At 70.3% G+C, this 22571-nt stretch carries 1 protein-coding gene (only partly in view); it reads left to right on the forward strand.

All coding sequences use genetic code 11. From position 1 onward, the window contains the following. Nucleotides 1–22542, forward strand: the 3' portion of a protein-coding gene (locus EEB19_RS14655; protein ID WP_187587475.1) for a non-ribosomal peptide synthase/polyketide synthase. 32454 nt of this gene lie to the left of the window's left edge; only the last 22542 of its 54996 coding nucleotides appear in the window; the start codon falls outside the window, past its left edge; it ends in the stop codon at nucleotides 22540–22542. Nucleotides 22543–22571: the final 29 nt, after the last annotated feature.

Genomic DNA, 22571 nt, shown 5'->3' on the forward strand with positions numbered 1-22571 from the left:
GCGCAGGACCTCGACCTGGTCGACGACCACGCACCCGTGGTGCCGATCGGATCGCCCGTCTGGAACACCGACGTGTGGGTGCTCGACGACCGGCTGCGGCCGGTGCCGCTGGACATCGCCGGTGAGCTGTACCTCGGTGGCGCACAGATCGCGCGCGAGTACGCCGCACGCGGCGCATTGACGGCCGAACGATTCGTCGCCGATCCGTTCGGTGTCCCCGGCGCGCGGCTGTACCGCACCGGCGATCTCGTGCGCTGGAACGTCCACGGTGGACTGGACTATCTGGGGCGCACCGACTTCCAGGTCAAGCTGCGTGGCCAGCGAATCGAGCTCGGCGAGATCGAGGCCGTGATGGCCTCGGCGCCGGGCGTGGTGCACGCGGCGGCGACCGTCGCCTCGTCCGCGGGTGGAGCCGAGCATCTGGTCGCCTACCTGTCGGCGGGGCCGGACGCCGACGTCGACCTCGGCGCGGTCCGTGATGTGGTGTCGGCGCGACTACCCGGTTACATGCGTCCGACCGTGTGGATGGTCCTCGACGACGTCCCGCTCAACAGTGCGGGCAAGCTCGATCGGCGGGCCCTGCCGGAACCGGAGTTCGGCAGCGGCGACACCGTGTCGCCGTCCGGTGCGGTCGAGGAGAGCATTGCGGAGATCGTCGCCGACGTCCTGGGACTCGACGAGGTGTCGGTCACCGACAGCTTCTTCGACCTGGGCGGCAACTCGCTCTCGGCGACGCGGGTGACCGCACAGATCGGCGCAGCGCTCGACGCCGATGTCGCCGTCCGAGATCTGTTCGAGGCGCCGACGGTCCGCGACCTCGCCCGACGCATCGAGGTCGGTGGCGCCGCCGTCGAACCCCTCGTCGCCGCCGAACGTCCCGACGAGATCCCGCTGTCCTTCGCGCAGCAACGGATGTGGTTCATCAACCAGTTCGACCCGGACTCCACCGCCTACAACATCCGCCTCGCGGTGCGGCTGCGCGGAGAGCTCGACATCGCCGCCCTCCGCGAGGCCTTCGCGGATGTCGTCGAGCGCCAGGAGATCCTGCGCACGGTCTATCCCGCGACCGACGGTGTCCCGCGCCAGGAGATCCTCGACATCGGTTCCGCGCGTGACGGTGTCGACTGGCAGGTCGTCGATGATCCGGACGATCTGGCCCGCGCCGTCGACACCGGCTTCGACGTCACCGCCGCCCCGCCGCTGCGGGTGCGCCTCTACGCGGAATCCGCCGACAGCCACCTCCTGGTTGTGGTCCTGCACCACATCTCCGGCGACGGCGAGTCCATCGCACCCCTCATCGGTGATCTCGCCATCGCCTACGCGGCACGGCGCGAGGGAACCGCGCCGCAGTTCCTTCCCCTCGACGTGCAGTTCGCCGACGTGTCGCTGTGGCAACAGCGGGTGCTCGGTTCGGTCGACGACGAGGAATCGGTGCTCGGCACCCAAACTGCCTACTGGGAGCGCCAACTCACCGACCTCCCGGATGTGCTGGAGCTCCCGTCGGATCGGCCACGGCCGGCGGTGGCGACCGGCGCCGGGGCCCGCCGCGATCTCGTGATCCCCGCCGACATCGCCCGCGCGGTCACCCGACACGCCTCTGCCCGCGGCGTCACACCGTTCATGGTGCTTCATGCCGCTCTGGCGGCGGTGCTGTCGCGACTGTCCGCCACCACGGACATCGCGATCGGCACCCCGGTCGCCGGCCGCGGGAGGCGCGAACTGGACGGACTCGTCGGGATGTTCGTCAACACTCTGGTCCTGCGGACGCAGGTCGACCCGGCTCAGGGCTTCGATGAACTCCTCGACGACGTCCGCCGCACCGACCTGGATGCCTTCGAACGCGCCGACGTCCCGTTCGAGTACCTCGTCGACCGGCTCAATCCGGTGCGGTCCGAGGCGTTCGCCCCACTGACCCAGGTGTGGTTGAACGTCGGCGGAACCACCGCGGACTCCGCGAGCCTGCCGGGTCTCGACGTCACACCCGTCGACGACGCCGGCACGGCGGTCGCCCGCGTCGACCTCAGCGTCGACTTCGGCCCGCCGCCGACCGGGGATGATGCGTGGCACTACGTGATCACCTATGCGTCGGACCTGTTCGACGGCGAGCGGGTCGCGCAGATGGGCGACACGCTCGTCCGGGCGCTGGCAGCCTTCTGTTCGACACCCACGGCAGCGATCGGTGACGCCGACATCCTGCACGGCCTTGCCGAGGTGGACTCGTGGACCGCCGGCGAGCTCGTCGACGTCCCCGACCGGACGCTCGGCGACATGATCGCCGCGCGCATCGCACAGGAACCCGACGCCGTCGCGCTGGAGTTCGAGGGTCGCGCGGTGAGCTACCGCGAGTTCGGTGCCCGGGTGTCGGTGCTCGCCCGAGATCTGATCGCCCACGGTGTCGGGCCGGATGTGGCCGTCGCGGTGAGTGTCCCGCGGTCGGTGGAGCTCGTGGTCGCCCTGCACGCGGTGATCGCCGCGGGCGGTCAGTACGTACCGATCGATCCTGACACGCCCGCTGATCGCGTCGCCTACATGATCGACGTCGCCGAGGCGCGGGCGGTCATCGTGTCCGGCGCGGTTCCGGCGGGTGTCGATTCGAACGTCACTCTCGTGGTCGAACTCGATTGTGCTGCACCGCTGAACGAATCGACGGCGACGGTGACCGACGCCGACCGTGTCCGCACCGTGCGCGGCGGGCATGCGGCGTACACGATCTTCACCTCCGGGTCGACCGGTCGTCCCAAGGGCGTCACCGTCACCCACGACGCTGTCGTGAACCGGCTGTCGTGGATGCAGGCGTGGTATCCGATCGGCGGAACCGATTCCGTCGTGCAGAAGACACCGGTGACCTTCGACGTCTCGGTCTGGGAGTTGTTCTGGCCGTTGACCGTCGGGGCCACCCTGGTGATCGCCCGGCCCGACGGGCATCGGGATCCGGCGTACCTGGCGACGCTGGTGCGCTCGGCCGGCGTGACCACCGCCCACTTCGTGCCGTCCATGCTGGCGGCGTTCGTCGACGTCGTCGGGCCGGACGGGATGGCCGAGCTGACGACGCTGCGTCGGGTGTTCACCTCCGGGGAGGCCCTGGCGCCGGCCGCGGCGTCCGCCGCGCTCGAGAGCTGGCCCCACGCCCGCATGATCAACATGTACGGGCCGACCGAGGCGGCGGTCGAGGTGACCGTGCACGAGGTCGGCGCCGAGGACAGCGTGGTGCCCATCGGACAGCCGGTGTGGAACACCGCGGTCCGCATTCTCGACTCACGACTGCACCCGGTTCCCGCCGGGGTGCCGGGCGAACTCTATCTCGCCGGTGTCCAACTGGCCCGCGGCTATGCATCGCGGCCCGACCTGACCGCGGACCGTTTCGTGGCGGACCCCTACGGTGACGCCGGTGCCCGCATGTACCGGACCGGCGATCTGGTCCGGTGGGCCGGTCCGCAGAGCGGGCCGGGCGCGGACATCGGTGACGTGGAGTACCTGGGACGCACCGACTTCCAGGTGAAGTTGCGTGGCCAGCGGGTGGAACTGGGGGAGATCGAGTCGGTCCTGTCCGCCGCCCCCGGAGTCGTGCATGCGGCAGCGCTCGTCACGGCGGGGCCGGGCGGCGGGCAGCTCGTCGGCTATGTCGCCGGCGAGACGGTCGATCTCGAGGTCGTGAAGGACCGGGTGGCACGCGCCCTTCCGCAGTACCTGCGGCCCTCCCTCTGGTCGGTGCTCGACGAGATGCCGCTGAACGCCGCCGGAAAGATCGACCGGCGTGCGCTTCCGGCACCCGAATCGGGCGCCGGGGCAGACGAGTTCGTCCGTCCCGCGACCGACGTCGAGCGGACGATCGCCGAGGTCGTCGCCGACGTTCTCGACATCGAGGACGTGTCGGCCACTGCCGGCTTCTTCGACATCGGCGGCAACTCGCTGTCGGCGACCCGGGTGGTCGCACGCGTCGGTGAGGCCCTCGGGGTCGAACTCCCCGTCCGAAACCTGTTCGAGGCGCCGACCGTGCGGGGACTCGCCGAGGTGGTGTCCTCGGCATCGGCGTCGCGCACCGTGCGGCCGCTGGGCCCGCAACCGCGGCGCGACCCGATCCCGCTGTCGTACGCGCAGCAGCGGATGTGGTTCATCAACCAGTTCGACCCATCATCACCGGCCTACAACATCCCGGTGGTCCTGCGACTCGATGGCGATGTCGACCTCGACGCGATGCGCGCCGCTGTCGGGGACGTGGTGGAACGCCACGAGGTGCTGCGCACCGTGTACCCGGCAGACCCCGCCGGCATGCCGCGGCAGGACGTCCTCGCGCCGACCGGGCTCGACCGCATCATCGATTGGGAGGTGACCGACGAGGAGTCCGCACGCTCCATCTTGCGGCGCGGCTTCGACGTGACCCGCGAGACACCCATGCGCGTGCGGGTTGCGCCACGTCACCGCGACGGCGACGCCGGACGCTCGGAGCACCTGCTGGTGCTCGTCACCCATCACATCGCCTCCGACGGTGAGTCGGCTCCCGTGCTGGCACGCGATCTGGTCGCCGCCTATCAGTCGCGCCGGACCGGATCGGCGCCTGCGTGGTCGTCGATGGAGGTCCAGTACGCGGACTTCGCGATCTGGCAGCGTGAGGAACTCGGCGACCTGCACGAGCCGGACTCGGTGATCGCGCAGCAGGTGTCGCACTGGACCGACGTGCTCGCCGGTGCCCCACCCGTGCTCGATGTGCCGACGGATCGGCGTCGGCCGGACGTTCCCAGTCGGGACGGCGCCGAGGTGGTCTTCTCGATCCCCGGCGACATCCGACATGCCCTGGTGCGCACGGCTCGTGAGCACGACGTCACGCTCTTCATGGCACTGCATGCGGCGCTTGCCGGATTACTCGGGCGGCTGTCGTCGAGCACCGACATCGTCGTCGCGACCGCCGTCGCGGGTCGCGGATCGCAGTCGCTCGACGACCTGATCGGCATGTTCGTCAACACTCTGGCGCTGCGTACCGAGGTCGACCCGAATCGCGGCCTCGACACGCTGCTCGACACCGTGCGTCGTACGGACCTCGACGCGTTCTCGCACGCCGACGCCCCGTTCGAGCAGGTCATCGAGGCGCTCGACCCGATCCGATCCCAGTCGTTCGAACCGCTGGCGCAGACGCTGTTCACCTACGACCAGACTCGCGGGGAAGAAGACGTCGTCGCCGAGGTCGACGGTCTCACGATCGCCGCCGAGCGGTCCGCATCCGCGGCGGCGAAGTTCGACCTCAGCATCGGCATCCACGACTCGGGTGACGACATGGTCGGCAGGATCGCCTACGCCACAGATCTTTTCGACGCCGAGACGATTGAGCGGTTCGCCGGGTTCTACCTGCGGATCGTGGCCGCCATCGCCACCGATCCCGACGTCGCTCTCGGCGACGTCGACCTCCTCGACGACAGGGAACGGTCGACGATCGTAAGTCGTGGGACCGGCGTCACCACGCACCGCGGCGAGATGACATTGGCGGACGTGCTCGCCGATGCCGCACGTGAGCGTCCCGATGCCGTGGCCATCGAGACATCGGGGGACCTGCTGACGTATCGCCGGTGGGCGCACCACGTGACGACGTTGGCCCGCACACTGATCCGTGCCGGAGTCGGGCCGGACGTCGCGGTCGCCGTCAGCCTCCCTCGGTCCAGCGCGATGGTCATCGCGATCCATGCGGTGATCTGCGCGGGTGGCCGGTATGTGCCGATCGAACCGGACACGCCCCCCGATCGGGCCGCCTACATGGCGACGACCGCCGGTGTCGATCTCGCGCTCGTCATCGACGGAGACACCTCGTCGGACATCCTGCCGACCCACCTCCGTCGCATCGTCGTGGACGTGTCCGACGATCCGCCGTCCGGTGAGTTGTCCGCGCCGGTCACCGACACCGACCGCATCGCGCCGCTGCGCGCAGACGACGCGGCCTACACGCTGTTCACGTCTGGGTCGACGGGTCGACCCAAGGGTGTGACCGTGTCACATCGTGCGGTCGTCAACCGCCTGGCCGCAGATGCCGAGATCTTCGACGTGCGCACCGGAGACGGTGTACTGCACAAGACCCCGCTCGCGTTCGACGCGTCGGTGCGTGAACTGTTCCTGCCCGCACTGAGCGGGGCGCGCATGGTCGTCGCCGACGACGGCGGCCACCGCGAACCCGCGCACATCGCCGCGATGGCCGCGCGCCACGACGTCACCCTGATGCACTTCGTACCGTCGATGTTGTCGGCGTTCCTGGACGCACTCGACACCGCGGACATGCTCCGCCTGCGCGGCGTGCGCACCATCCTCACCGGCGGTGAGGCATTGCCGCCGGCCCTGGCATCGGCGGCCCTCGAGGTGCTCCCGTCGGCGCGCCTGTTCAATCAGTACGGGCCGACCGAGACCACCATCATCGTCACCCACCACGAGGTCACCACCGGTGACACGACGGTGCCCATCGGTCGACCGATCACGAACACGACCGCACATGTACTCGACGACCGGTTGCGGGTGGTCCCGGATGGTGTGGCGGGCGATCTGTACATCGGCGGTGTCCAGGTCGCGCGTGGCTACGAGAGCCGAGGCGATCTCACGGCCGAACGGTTCGTCGCCGATCCGTTCGGACCGCCGGGTTCGCGGCTCTATCGCACGGGAGACCGTGCCCGGTGGGGTAGGCCGGGCGGCGCGTCGTCGGCGCCGGAACTGGAGTACCTGGGCCGCAGCGACTTCCAGGTGAAGCTGCGCGGGCAACGCCTCGAACTCGGCGAGGTGGAGGCCGTGCTCAGCTCGGTCCCCGGAGTGGTACACGCCGCCGCCGCGGTGGTGTCCGCCCCGGGCGGTGGTCGCCACCTCGCCGGATACCTCACCGGTGTCGACGATTCCGCCGACGCCGTCGCGGCGGTCTCGTCGGCGCTGCCGGACTTCATGCGCCCGACCGTCTGGGTGGTCCTCGACAAGATGCCGCTCGGCGTCGCCGGCAAGATCGATCGTCGCGCTCTGCCCGCGCCGACATTCGGAACACCCGGCACCGGGCATGTCGAGCCGGAAGGCGAGACCGAACGACAGATCGCAGCCGTGTTCACCGCAGTCCTGGGCGTATCGCGGGTCTCGGTCACCGACTCGTTCTTCGCGCTCGGCGGTGACAGCATCGTCTCGATCCAGCTGTCGTCGTTGCTGCGATCCGCCGGGCTGGCCGTGTCGCCCCGGGACATCTTCGAGCACACCACGGTTCGGGGTATCGCCCGGGCGATCGCCGGCCGCGAGGTGGCGACCCTCGCCGAGTTCGACGGAGGTGGTGTCGGCGACGTCGAGCTCACCCCGGCGGTCTGGTCGATGATCGAGCGCTCCGACGACCCCGCCGACTTCGCCGACTTCTCCCAATCCGCGCTGTTAGTCCTACCCGACGATCTGACACCGGCCGACATCCGCGTCCTCGTCGACGCCGTCGTCGCGAACCACCCGATGCTCACCGCGTCACTGCGCAAGGCGGACGGTGGGTGGATCATGTCCGCCGGCAACGGTTTCGACGCCGACGCCGCCGTCCATGAGATCGTCACCGACGCCGTCGTCGGGGAGCCGGCGTTCACCGACGTCGTTCTCGACGCGCACGCGCACGCCCTCGCCCGACTCGACCCGACGCGCGGTCGCCTCGTCGAGGTGACCGCCATCCGATCCCGTACGGGTCGCCGACCTCGCGGTCGGTTGCTCGTCACCATCCACCACATCGGCATCGACGTCGTGTCGTGGTCGGTTCTCCTGCTGGAACTGAACAGCGCGCGGGCGCAACGTGATCAGGGACAACGGGTTCAGCTGACGCCGGAGGCGACGTCGATGCGGCGGTGGGCGACAGCGGTCGCCGACACCGGCCGGACGCGTGATGATCTCGCCGTCTGGCAGGCGCGACTGCCGGCGACGACCTCCCCGCTGGCGACTCGCCACGACCCGGCACGCGACCGGGAGGCAACGGTGGTGACCCGCGAGTCCGTCGTCGACGCACGTCTGTCCGATGCCGTGCTGGCGCGGATACCCGCGGCCTTCCGCACCGGCACCCGCGAGGTGCTCGTCGCCACGCTGACCGAGGCGCTCGCCCGGTGGCAACGGCGCCATGGTGGCACCGGCGCCGATGTCGACACCGTGTCCGTCCTGACCGAGAGCCATGGGCGTCACGAGGAGATCGCGGACGGAGCCGACCTGTCCCGCACCGTCGGCTGGTTCACCACCTACGTGCCGGTGACCGTGGTCCCGGGCACGGACATCGGTGAGTCGGTGAAGGCCGTCAAGGAGTCGTTCGCGGTACTCACCGATCACGGAATCGGATTCGGACCCGCGCGATTCGGGCCGGACGCGCCGCTGCGTGATCGGCCACTCCCGCCGATCCTGTTCAACTATCTCGGTACTGTCGCCGGTGGTGAGGCCGCCCACCTGGACGTCGGTCGAACGGACGCGGTGTCCGGCGAGTCGAGTGAACTGTTCACCTTCGCCGACGACGCGCCCGTCCTCCCGGGATCGGTTGCGGGCGCGATGGCCGCGACCGCGCTGTCGGTTCAGGTGTTCGTCGGCAACGACGCGACCGGTCGTCGGCTGCACACGGTGCTGTCGTTCCCGCGGGCGGTCCTCAGCGACGACGATGCGGCCGAGATCGCCGACAACTGGGCGGTGGCCCTGGGTGAACTCACCGAGTTCGTGGACACGGTCGACGACATCGGGCTGACGCCGTCGGACATTGCCGGTGCCGATCTGGATCAGCGGGAGATCGACGAACTCGGCGACCGGTTCCCCGGTGCCGACATCTGGCCGATGACTCCGCTGCAGCACGGGCTGTACATCGAATCGGTGCGCTCGGTAGGGGACACCGGCGCCGGCGGTACGGACACCGCCGCCCGTGACATGGACATCGACGTCTACGTCGCCCAGGTCGTCCTGCGTCTCGGCGGAATCGTCGACGAGGCCCGCATCCGCCGTGCCGCCGAGCACCTCCTCGACCGGCACGACGTCCTCCGCTCCGCCTACGTGCAGACCGCGCACGGCACAGTGGTGACCGTCGTCCCGCCCGCCGCCGACCTGCCCTGGCGCACCGTGGATCTGCGTGACCGCGCACCCGAGGGCGCCGATGCGATCCTCGCCGACCTGGCGATCGCCGAACGGGTGGACCGATTCGATCTGCAGCGCCCCCCGCTGATCCGATTCGTCCTCGTGTCGTTGCCGAGTCACGACGATGCTGCACCACGGTCGGCCCTCGTCGTCACCAACCACCATCTCCTGTTCGACGGATGGTCCGGTCCACTCGTGCTCGCCGATCTGATCCGCGGCTATCTCACCGATGCTGCCGACGACCCGCCGCAGGTCGGCTTCGGCGACTACCTCTCCTGGCTCCACCGCCAGGACCACACCGCAGCCGTCCGCGCCTGGGCGGAGGAGCTCCCGCCCGTCGAGGGACCGACCCTCGTCGGCTCCGGTGCGGTCGCCACCCGCGACGAGATGCCGCGACAGCATGCGGTCCTGGCCGGGGCCGAGATCACCGACGCGCTGCGGTCGCTCGCACAGGCGGAGGGGACGACCCTCAGCACTCTCGTCCAGCTGGCGTGGGCGATCCTGTTGTCGCGCATCACCGGCCGACAGACCGTCGCGTTCGGTGAGACCGTGTCCGGGCGTCCACCCGAGATCGATGGGGTGGAGCGGGCCGTCGGCCTGTTCATCAACACGCTTCCTGCGGTCGTGGACTGCGAGGCGGAACGCAGCATCCGCGAGTCGATCGCCGACCTGCAGGCGCGCCGAACCCGACTGCTCGATCACCAGCATGTGGGCCTGTCAGAGATCGCCGCGGTGACACCGGGACTCGGCTTCGACACCCTCATGATCTTCGAGTCGTACCCGATCGACTCCGATGCCGTCGCCGACGGCAGTCGCGCGGCCGGACTCGACATCACCGGCATCGAGGTGGCCGATGCCACGCACTATGCGCTGAACCTGTACAGCACACCGAGCGAGGACGACCTCAGCATCAATCTGAAGTACCTGCCGAGCGCGTTCGGCGACGACGAGGTGGCCGCGTTGGCCCGCTCCGTCGTGTCGATCCTCGCCACCATCGCGAGCGCACCGGAGACCCGCCTCGGCGACATCGATCTGCTGTCCGACCTCGACCGCGCCGCGGTGGCGCAGGCCGCTCTCGGCCCCGAGATCTCGATCGCGCCGGACACCGTGGCCGAACTGGTGTCCCGGCAGACCTCGGCCTCCCCGGAGGCCACCGCTCTCGTGTTCGACGACGGCCACGAGGTGACGTACGGGGAGTTCGGTGCGCGGGTGGCGACCCTCGGCCGCCGGCTCATCGATCTGGGTGTCGGCCCCGATGTCGCCGTCGCCGTGTGCATCCCACGCTCGCTCGAGATGATGGTCGCGATCCACGCGATCGTCGCCGCCGGCGGACAGTACGTGCCGGTGGACACCGACGTCCCCGCCGAGCGGGCCGAGTACATGCTGGCGACGGCCGCCGCGGCCGCCGTACTCGTCGACGGCGACGACCACGACTCCGGACTCCGCACTGCCGCCGAGGCCGCAGGCATCGCAGTGGTCGCCGTAGATGCCGGCGCACCCGTCGACGACGACGTTCCACCGATCCGTGACGACGAGCGCCTCGCCCCGCTACGACCGGACAACGCCGTGTACACCATCTTCACATCGGGATCGACCGGCAGACCCAAGGGCGTGACCCTGCCGCACGCCGCAGTCGTCAACCGGTTGTGGTGGGGGCTCGACCGATTCCCGCTCGATCCGACCGACCTGGTGGTCCAGAAGACCCCGTACACCTTCGACTGCTCGGTGCCGGAACTGTTCGCGCCGTTCGTCGTCGGCTCGCGGTTGCTGGTCGCACGTCCCGGCGGCCACGCCGATCCGGTCTACATGGCCGACCTGATCGCCGACCGCGGCGCCACGATGGTGCATTTCGTGCCGTCCGTGCTGTCGGTGTTCCTCGACGTCGCCGGTGCCGAACGGCTGGCGCGTCTGACCGGCGTCAAATACCTGTCGACGACCGGTGAGGCACTCCCGCCCGCCGTGGCGTCGGCGACGCGAGAGGCATTGCCGCAGGCCGAGTTCTACAACCTGTACGGCCCCACCGAGGCGGCCGTCGAGATCACCTATGAGCGCATCGGGTCCGGGGTCGCCGACCGGTCGGCAGAGTCGTCGGTACCGATCGGTTCACCGATGTGGAACTCGACCGCCCACGTCCTCGACGACCGGCTCCGTCCGGTTCCGGTGGGTGTCGCGGGGGAGCTCTACCTCGGCGGCATCCAGCTCGCCCGCGGCTATGCCGACCGTGCCGACCTCACCGCCGAACGGTTCGTCGCCGATCCGTTCGGGCCACCGGGCGCACGGCTCTACCGGACCGGTGACCTGGTCCGGCGTCGTGCGGGCTCTGCGGCAACCGACCGCCGGGATTCGCTGGAATACCTGGGACGCACCGACTTCCAGGTCAAGCTCCGCGGCCAGCGCATCGAACTGGGCGAGATCGAGTCCGTCCTGGCATCGGCACCGGGTGTGGTCCACGCCGCGGCGACCGTCGCGTCCGCGCCCGCCGGTGGCGAGCACCTGGTGGCCTATGTCGCGGGTGCCGACGCGGCTCACCGGCCCGACGTCGACGACGTCCGGACCGCGGTGGCCGTCGCGCTGCCCGACTACATGCGTCCGACGGTGTGGATGGTGCTCGACGAGATCCCGCTGAACTCCGCCGGCAAACTCGACCGGCGGGCGCTGCCCGAACCGGAGTTCGAGACGGGTGAATTCGTCGCACCCGCCGGCGCGACCGAGGCGACCGTCGCGCAGATCTTCGCCGACGTCCTCGGTATCGAGCGGATGTCGGTGACCGACAGCTTCTTCGACGTCGGTGGCAACTCGCTCACCGCCACCCGTGTGGCGGCCCGGGTCGGTGATGCACTCGACGCCGACGTGCCCGTCCGCGCCCTGTTCGACGCTCCGTCGGTCCGCACCCTCGTCGAGCGCATCGAGCCGGGTGACCGTCGGAGTGTCGTGCCGATCGGATCGGTGCCGCGTCCCGAGCGCATCCCGCTGTCCTTCGCCCAGCAGCGGATGTGGTTCATCAACCGGTACGACCCGAGTGCCGCCACCTACAACATCCCTGCGGTGCTGCGTCTGACCGGGCAGCTCGACCCCGACGCGCTGCGTGACGCCGTCCTCGATGTCCTCGGACGGCACGAGATCCTGCGGACGACGTTCCCGTCAGATCAGGGACGTCCGTACCAGTCGATCGCCGACGTGGCCACCGTCGTCGACAGCCTCCCGTGGGCCGTGGTCGACGATCCCGCCGACGCACTGGCAGCGGCCGCAACCGGATTCGACGTCACCGAGCAGTGGCCGATTCGCGTCCGCCTGGCGTCGGGTGAGTACGACAACGGCGCGGCCGAGCATCTACTGGTCCTCGTCGTCCACCACATCGCCGCCGACGGGGAGTCGGTCCGGCTGCTCGCGCGCGACCTCATCGCTGCCTACACCGCGCGCACCGCGGGCGACGAACCCGCGTGGAGCCCGCTGCCGGTGCAGTTCGCCGACGTCGCGACCTGGCAGCACACGGTGCTCGGCGCCGCCGATGAACCCGGATCGCTCCTGGCCGTGCAGGCCGAGCACTGGCGTGAACGGCTCGCCGGGTTGCCCGACGTCCTCGAGCTGCCCACCGACCGACCGCGGCCACGTGCCGCGTCGATGCGTGGCGCGGCGGTGTCGTTCGACATCCCCGCCGAACTCGGCAGCCAGATCTCGGAGCTCGCCCACGCGCGGGGGATGACCGAGTTCATGGTCCTGCATGCCGCGCTGGCGACCGTGCTCGGCCGGCTCGCCGGCACCGACGACATCGCGGTCGGCACGCCCATCGCCGGGCGGACGGATTCGGTCGTCGACGACCTCGTCGGGATGTTCGTCAACACTCTGGTGCTGCGCTCGAACATCGAACCGTCGACGACCTTCGACGACCTGCTCGCCGAGATCAGGACCACCGACCTCGATGCCTTCGCCCACGCCGACATCCCGTTCGACCAGGTCGTGGAACTTCTCGACCCGGTCCGGTCGGAAGCCTTTGCGCCCCTGACCCAGACGCTGCTCGCCGTGGACCAGACCCCGGCCGACCGGCTGACCGGCGGGACGGGCGCGACCGCGAACGACGTCCGGGTCGGTGACCTGGCGATCACCGCGCTGGATCCCGAGGTCTCCTCGGCCAAGGTCGATCTCACCGTCGCCGTCGCGACCGGGGTGGGGGACTGGGCCGGATCGATCACCTATGCCACCGACCTCTTCGACGAGGCATCCGTGCGACTGCTCGCGCGGCGACTGGTGCGCTTCCTGCGCGCCGCGGTCGCCGATCCCGCCGTCACGCTCGGCGACGTGGACCTCCTCGACACCGCCGAGGCAGCCGCACTCACCCGCGTCTCCGGCGGCCACGGGACCGAACCCGTCGTGCTCGGCGACCTGTTCACCGCCGCGGCACGTCGGTGGCCCGAGCGTGTCGCCGTCCGCGACGCCGCCGGTCGCGCCCTCACCTACGCCGAACTCGACCGACGATCGGATCGCCTGGCCCGATGGCTGCGTGCTCAGGGTGTCGGCGTCGAATCCCTTGTCGCCCTGGCCATCGGCCGGTCGACCGACCTCCTCGTCGCGATCTGGGGCGTCGCCAAGTCCGGTGCCGGATACGTGCCGATCGATCCCGACTATCCGGCCGCCCGGATCGCCACGATGGTGGAGGACTCCGGCGCCGCCCTCGGGCTGACCCTGTCGAGCACCATCGATCTGCCCGACGACTCCGTCTCCTGGCTGACCATGGACTCCGCTGAGGTGGCCGCCCGGTTCGACGCCACGCACGACGGTCCGCTCGCCGGCGACGAGCGCCCGCTCATCCGGCCCGACAACGTCGCGTACGTCATCTACACCTCGGGGTCGACCGGCCGGCCCAAGGGGGTCGCCGTCACCCACAGCGGACTCGCGAACTTCGCCGAGGCGGAACTCACCCGCCTGGACATCGGGGACGAGCTCATCGCACAGCCGGACACCGCGCCGCGCGTCCTCGGGTTCGCGTCACCGAGTTTCGACGCGTCCGTACTCGAATATCTGCTCGCCACCGTGTCCGGCGGTTCCGTGGTCTACCGCGCCTCCGACGCGGTCGGCGGCGGCGTACTGCAGACGTTCTGTGCCGAGCAGCGGATCACCCACACCTTCCTCACCCCGACCGTTCTCGCGACGCTCGATCCGGCGGCGCTGCCCCATCTGAGCGGCCTGATGGCCGGCGGCGAGGCGGTACCGACGGCGATCGTCGACGACTGGTCGCCGCACGTCGCGGTGCACAACCTCTATGGACCGACCGAGACCACCATCGGCGTGACACTGTCGGCCCCGATGCGAGCAGGCGAGCCGGTCCGGCTCGGCACCGCCCTGGCCGGGCTCGGACTCGCGGTGCTCGACGCACGGCTGCACCCCGTGCCCGTCGGCGTCGTCGGCGAGCTGTACGTGACCGGACGGGCCCTCTCGCGCGGCTATCACGACCGACCGGCATTGACCGCCGACCGATTCGTCGCGGCACCGAACGGGGTGGCCCAGAACGGGAGCGGTTCTGCGGGCGAACGGATGTATCGCACCGGCGACCTCGTGCGATGGCGCCGTGACGCCTCCGGTGAACTCGTCCTGGAGTACGCCGGCCGATCCGACGACCAGGTGAAGCTGCGTGGTCTGCGCATCGAGCTCGGCGAGATCGAGTCGGCGATCACGGCACATCCCGCCATCGCGGCCGCAGTGGTCGTCGGTGTCGGCGGATCGGTGGCCACGGCGCTCGCCGCCTACCTCGTGGTCGACGGTCAGGGCGACAGCCCGACATCCGGCAGCATCGATGGCGATGGCGATGGCGTCGTCGACGAGGTGCGCGCGCTGCTCGCGGAACGTCTGCCCGCCTTCATGATCCCGTCGTCGTTCACCGTTCTCGACACCCTGCCGCTCACCCCGGTCGGCAAGCTCGACGCGGCGGCGCTGCCGGCCCCGGTGATCGAGACAGATCTCGACGTCGCCCCGGACACCGACGAGGAACGGGTGATCGCCGAGATCTTCGCCGACGTGCTCGGCATCGACGAGGTCGGTGCGACGACCGGGTTCTTCGAACTCGGCGGAAACTCGCTGTCGGCGACCCGGGTCACCGCCCGCGTGGCCGAGTCACTGCACACCGACGTCGTGGTGCGCGACCTGTTCGAGGCGCCGACCGTGCGGGCACTCGCCGCACGCATCGCCGCGAGCGGCGACGGCGCGCCCGGGATGCCGGCGTCGGGTCGGTACGTCGAACCGTTGGTCGCGGGCCCCCGCCCGGCACACATCCCGCTGTCGAACGCCCAGCAGCGGATGTGGTTCATCAACCGATTCGACCCACAGTCGACCGCCTACAACATCCCGGCGGCGATGAGACTGCATGGGGCACTGGATGTCTCGGCGCTTCATCGTGCTCTGCTCGACGTGATGACGCGGCACGAGATCCTGCGCACCCGATTCCCGCAGGCCGATGACGGCCGGCCCGAACAGGTGATCGTGCCGGTCGAGGAGTTGACGTCGGCGTTCGACTGGGACGAGGTGCACACCGAGGCCGACCTGTTCGATGCGGCCCGCACCGGATTCGACGTCACCGCCGATCTGCCCCTGCGCGCCCGCCTGTATGCGGCCCGAAGCGGGGAGCACATCCTGCTCCTCGTCGCCCACCACATCGCCGCCGACGGCGAGTCCCTCGCGCCTCTCGTCCGCGACCTGACGGCGGCCTACCGCGCCCGCGCCGCCGGACAGTCACCCGATTTCGCCCCGCTGCCGGTGCAATTCGCCGATGTCGCGGTGTGGCAGCAACGGGTACTCGGGGCCGCCGACGACCCGGAGTCGGTCCTGCGACGCCAGGCCGACCACTGGCTCGAGACGCTGGCCGGATTGCCGGACGTCTTGGATCTCCCGACCGACCGTCCGCGACCGTCGTCGGCCTCGATGCGCGGTGGACGGATCGCCCATCCGATCCCACGCGAGGCATCCGAGCGACTGACTGCGTTCGCAGCGGAGCGGGGAGTCACCGAGTTCATGGTGATCCACGCGGCCCTCGCGGTGCTGCTCGCACGACTGTCCGCGACGACCGACATCGCCATCGGCACACCGACGGCGGGCCGCGGCCGTGCCGCCCTCGACGACATGGTCGGCATGTTCGTCAACACACTCGTGCTGCGCACGGAGATCGATGCGGCAGCCTCCTTCGACGAGGTGATCGACCTCGTGCGCCGCACCGACCTCGACGCACTCGCGAACGCGGACGTGCCGTTCGAATATCTGGTGGAGGCCCTCGATCCTGTCCGCTCCGACGCGTTCGCGCCGCTCACCCAGGTGATGCTGAGTGTCGACCAGAGTGTCGTGCGCGCCGCGGAGACCCTGCGGGCACTGTCGCCCGACGACGCCGGGCACGAGGGAATCCGGGTCGAACCGGTCGCGGAACCCGGCGTCCCACCGGCGCGGGTCGACCTGTCCGTCGGCGTCTCGACCGACGCCGCCGGTGCGTACGCGACCGTCGACATCCTCTATGCCACAGATCTGTTCGACGCCGCGACCGTACGGTCGATGGCGAGCCGGTTCGTACGCCTGCTCGACGCGGTCACCACCGACCCGGGTGCGGCGGTCGGCGATGTCGAACTCCTCGACTCCGCGGAGCGCTTCGCGGACACCGAACGTGCGACCGGTCACGACGTGCTGGTGAGCGACGAGTTGTTGCCCGACATCCTGACGCGGCAGGCCCGGCGGTTGCCGTCGGCCTCCGTGTTGCGACTCGGCGAACGAACCGTCGACTACGCGGAGTTCGCCGACCGTGTCGCGGAGTTGGCCCACCAACTGATCGACCGGGGTGTGGGGCCCGATGTCGCGGTCGGTGTGTGCATGCCGCGGTCGATCGAGATGGTCCTCGCCGTCCACGCGGTCGTCGCGGCCGGCGGACAGTACGTGCCGATCGACGTCACCGCGCCGGGCGACCGCGTGCAGTACATGGTGACGACCGCGGGCGCCGAGCTGGTGCTCGTGTCGGCCGCCCACGGCGCCCCGGAGGCGGTTGCCGAGTCGACGGTCGAGACGGTCGTCGTCGACGCCTCCGCGCCGGTCACCGGCGACACGACGCCGGTCACCGACGACGACCGGCGTGTACCGCTGCGGCCGGAGCACGCGATGTACACGATCTTCACCTCTGGTTCGACCGGCAGGCCCAAGGGCGTCACGCTGACCCACGAGGCGGTGCTCAACCGGCTGTGGTGGGGTCTGCACCAACTGCCGATCGATGTGTCCGACACCGTTGTGCTGAAGACGCCTTATACGTTCGACTGCTCGGTGCCGGAACTGTTCGCCCCGTTGATGATCGGTGCGCAGACCCTCATCCTCGAGGCCGACGGCCACCTCGACCCGGTGTACGTGGCCGAGCAGATCGCCGAACATCGCGCCACGATGGTGCATTTCGTGCCGTCGATGCTGTCGGTGTTCCTCGAGCTGGCCGGGGCCGAACGGCTCGCGGCCCTCGACAGCGTCCGCATCCTGTCCACCACCGGTGAGGCGCTGCCGCCCGCCGTCGCCGCGCAGACCCGCGAACTGATCCCGGGCGCCGACCTGTTCAACCTCTACGGCCCGACCGAGGCGGCGGTCGAGATCACCTGGCAGCAGATCGATGCGATCGACGCGGACGCGGTGACCACCCCCATCGGGGTGCCGGTGTGGAACTCGACCTCGCACGTGCTCGACGGCCGGCTGCGGCCCGTCCCCGTCGGCGTGCCCGGCGAACTCTACGTGGGTGGCGTACAGCTCGCCCGCGGCTATGCGGCACGTCCTGACCTCACCGCCGAACGCTTCGTCGCCGACCCGTTCGGGGAGCCCGGCGACCGCCTCTACCGCACCGGCGACCTCGTCCGCGTGAACCCGGCGGGGGAGCTGGAGTACCTCGGCCGCACCGACTTCCAGGTCAAACTGCGCGGCCAGCGGATCGAGCTCGGCGAGATCGAGTCCGTGCTCGCCGCGGCCGAATCGGTGGTGCACGCGGTGGCGACCGTCGCCACCGCGCCCGGCGGCGGAGAACATCTGGTCGCCTACCTCGCCGGCGACGGCATCGACCTCGACGTCGTGCGACACGAGGTCGCGCGCGCCCTGCCGGAGTACATGCGCCCGACCGTATGGACCGTCCTCGACGACATCCCGCGCAACAGCGCCGGCAAGCTGGATCGCCGGGCCCTGCCGGAGCCGGAGTTCTCGGCGGCCGGTGAGACCGTCTCGCCCGTCGGGTACCTCGAGGAGGCCATCGCCGGGATCGTCGCCGATGTGCTGGGGGTCGAGCACGTCAGCGTCGTCGACAGCTTCTTCGACCTGGGCGGCAACTCGCTGTCGGCGACCCGGGTGGTCGCACGGGTGGCGCAGGCCCTCGACACCGACGTACCGGTGCGCCGTCTGTTCGATGCGCCCACCGTCCGCGAACTCGCCGCGGGACTGGCACCGGGAACCGGCCGGTCGACGGCCGGCATCGTCGCGGTCGGTCGTCCCGACGAGATCCCGTTGTCTCTGGCGCAGCAGCGGATCTGGTTCATCAACCGGTTCGACACCGCCTCGCCCACATACAACATGCCGATCATCCTCGGTCTCGACGGCCCCGTGGACGTCGATGCGCTGCACGCCGCGATCGACGATGTGGTGGCACGGCACGAGACGCTGCGCACCACCTACCCCGAGACCGACGGCGTCCCGAGACAGCACGTGCACCCTGCCCGAAGCGCCGAGGCCGCCCTCGACTGGGCCGTTGTCGGCGAGCGCGCCGAGATCGACGCGGCCGTCGCCGTCGGCTTCGATCTGGCCACGCAGTGCCCGATCCGGGTGCGGTTGTTCTCCGGTCCCGACGAGACGCACGTACTCGCCGTCGTGGTGCATCACATCGCCGCGGACGGCGAGTCGATCGCACCCCTCGTCCGCGACGTCATGACGGCCTATGGGGCCCGCACCCGCGGGCAGGACCCCGCGCTGCCCGACCTCGCCGTGCAGGTCGCCGACCACGCGCTGTGGCAGCGCCGCGAACTCGGCTCGCCCGACGACCCGACGTCGGTGATCGGCCGGCAGCTCGACTTCTGGGACACCGAACTCGCCGGGCTGCCCGACGTGCTGGAGATCCCCGCCGACCGTTCCCGTCCCGCGGTGGCGAGTGGGCGAGGTGCGTTGACGCGCTTCGAGATTCCCGAATCGGTGGCCGCGCGCACGGCGGGGCTCGCCCGTAGGCATTCCGCCACGCCGTTCATGGTGGTGCACGCCGCCCTGGCCACCCTGCTCGCCCGGCTGTCGGCGACCGACGACATCGTCATCGGCACACCGGTCGCGGGTCGCGGACAGCGCGCTCTCGACGACGTCGTCGGCATGTTCGTCAACACCGTGGTGCTGCGGACCCCCGTCGACACCGCCGCGCCGGTGGGGGATGTGCTGGAGACGGTCCGCACGGCCGATCTCGCGGCATTCGATCATTCCGATGTGCCGTTCGAGGCCGTCGTCGAGCGGCTCAACCCGGTGCGGTCCGAATCGTTCGCCCCGCTGTTCCAGGTGTCACTCAGCTTCGAGGCGTCCACCGTGCCGGACGTCGCCGCGTCGACGCTGACCGGCGGGGACGTCGACGGTGTCCGCATCACGCCGCTCGCGCCGCCCGCGGTGTCGGCCAAGGTCGACCTCACGGTGACCGTGTCCGCCACCGACGACGGTCCCTGGCACGGGTCGATCATCTACGCCACCGACATCTTCGACGAACCGACGGTCGAGGACCTCGGTCGGCGACTGATCGAGGTGCTGGACACGATGACCCGGACCCCGGAGGTCGTCGTCGGCGACATCGACCTGCTCGACGACGACGAGTACCGACGTCTCGTCCCGGTCGCCGGCGCGCCGTCGGCGACACCGCTGCTGCTGTCGGATCTGTTTGATCGCACGGCGCGGGAGCGACCCGACGCGGTCGCCGTCGTCGATGCCGACGGCCGGACGGCGACCTACGCGGAACTGGATCGTCGCTCGAATCGGTGGGCCCGGCAGCTGATCTCGGCGGGTGCAGGACCCGACCGTCCCGTAGCGGTGGCGATCGGCCGGTCGGTCGATCTGTTGACGGCGATCTGGGCGGTCACCCGCGCCGGCGGCGCCTTCGTGACCGTCGATCCGGACTATCCCGCTGACCGCGTGGAGATGATGATCGCCGACAGCGGCGCGGACATCGGGCTGACGAACGCCGACGCCGAGGGCGCACTCGACGCACACCCCGACGACTCCGGGCGACCGGCGGCCGGTATCGACTGGCTCCGGATCGATGACGCCGAGGTCGTTGCCGCACAACCGGATACCCTGCTGCGGCCGGATGAGCTCCGTGGTGTGACCCGGATCGACAACCTCGCCTACGTCATCTACACCTCCGGGTCCACGGGTCGTCCGAAGGGCGTCGCGGTGACACATCGCGGCCTGCACGACTTCGTGTCGACGTCCAACGGGCTGATGGGGATCGGCCCGGACGCACGGGTTCTCGGCTTCGCCTCCCCGAGTTTCGACGTGTCCGTCTCCGAGATGGTGTCGGCGATGGCGGCCGGTGCCACCCTCGTCTACCGGCCGCGCGACGCCGTCGGCGGCGACGAACTACACCGATACATGACCGGCCAACGGATCACGCACGCCATGCTGACGACCAGCGTGTTGGCGACGGTGCCGTCCCACGGCCTGCCCGATCTCGCCGCTCTCACCACCGGCGGCGAGGTCGTCGGGCAGGCACTGGCCGACGAATGGGCCGGTCGCACACCGACACTGAACGGATACGGCCCCACCGAGGCGACGATCGCCGCGACCCTGTCGGAGCCCATGGTGCCCGGCGCACCCGTGCGCATCGGTGATCCCCTGAGCGGGGTCCGGCTCGTCGTGCTCGACGACCGGCTGCGTCCCGTGCCCGTGGGCACGCTCGGCGAACTCCACATCATGGGTCCGTCGCTGGCCCGCGGCTACCTCGGCCGCCCCGCACAGACGGCGAGCAGTTTCGTCGCCGCACCGTTCGGGGCCCCCGGGGAGCTGATGTATCGCACCGGCGACGTCGCGCGGTGGACGATCTCCGGCACCGGCGATCTGGGTCTGGAGATCGACGGCCGCAGCGACGACCAGGTCAAGCTCCGCGGTCTGCGCATCGAGCTCGGCGAGATCGAGACGGTGCTCGCCGAACATCCCGAGGTGCGTCGGGCGGTGGTCCTCGGAGTCGGTGATCCGGTGTCGTCGCTGACGGCCTACATCGTCGGCGACGCCGACACCGATGTGGACGAGCTGCGCGCACACCTGGGACGCCATCTCCCACGGCACATGATCCCAACGTCGTTCACGGTGCTCGACACGCTGCCGGTGACCCCCGTCGGCAAGCTCGACAAGCGTGCGCTGCCGGCGCCGACCATCACCATCACCTCGCACGTGGAACCGGCGACGGACTCCGAGCGGCTCGTCGCCGAGACCTTCGCCGATGTCCTCGGACTCGACCGGGTCGGCGCGACGGACAGCTTCTTCGACGTCGGCGGCAACTCGCTGTCGGCGACCCGGGTGCTGGCCCGGCTCCGCGAGCGATCCGTCGAGATCGAACTCGCCTGGCTGTTCAGCGATCCCACGGTCCGCGGGATCGCGGCACGCATCGACGGTGATGAGACGGGTGCGGTCGTCGGGGACGTGGTGGTGCCGCTGCGGCGCGACGGCACGCGCGCACCACTGTTCTGCATCCACCCGGCCGGTGGTCTGGCCTGGTTCTATGGCGGACTGGCACCGCACCTGGCGGACCGGCCGATCTACGGGGTGCAGGATCCCCACGTGGTCACCGGTGAGCCGGCCGCCGAGTCGATCGAGGAACTCGCGCTGCGCTACGTCAAGGAGATCCGGCAGATCCGGCCGGAAGGGCCGTACCACCTGCTCGGGTGGTCACTCGGCGGCCAGATCGCCCACGCCATGGCGGTGATGCTGCAGCACGACGGCGACGAGGTCGCGTTCCTGGGCATCATGGACGCCGTCGCGCCGGCGATGTCATCGTCGGCCGACGGCGGGCCGTCCGCTGCCGGCGATGACCGGAGTCGTCTCGAATCCGCGGAGCCGAGCGGAGAGCAGGCGGGTGCACTGGCGAACGACCTGCTCGGCGGGTGGCGCGACCTGTTCGATCTCTCCGACGACGTCGCAGCGGCGACCCCCGAGGACGTGGCGGCGATCGTTCGGGAGCAGATCGCCGCGATGGGACTGCTGCGTGCGGACCAGGTCCAGTGGGTGATGGACAGCTTCGACGCGGCGAGCCGGATCGGGGCCGGTTACCGGCCCGATGTGTTCGACGGCCCGCTGTCGGTGGTGACCGCCACGGCCGACAAGATCGACCCGACGGGCGTCCGCACCTCCTGGCGCAGATACGTGACCGGTACGATCACCAATATCGATGTCGACGCCCACCACCTGGGACTGGCCGACGCGGTGGTCCTGGAGACCGTCGGACCGTGGCTCGACAGGCAGTTGGGGGACCGATGAGGATCGGCCGGTCGACGACCGGCAAGGCC

Origin of the sequence: Gordonia sp. OPL2, from assembly GCF_003797825.1 — a bacterium.
In the GTDB taxonomy this organism is placed as follows: domain Bacteria; phylum Actinomycetota; class Actinomycetes; order Mycobacteriales; family Mycobacteriaceae; genus Gordonia.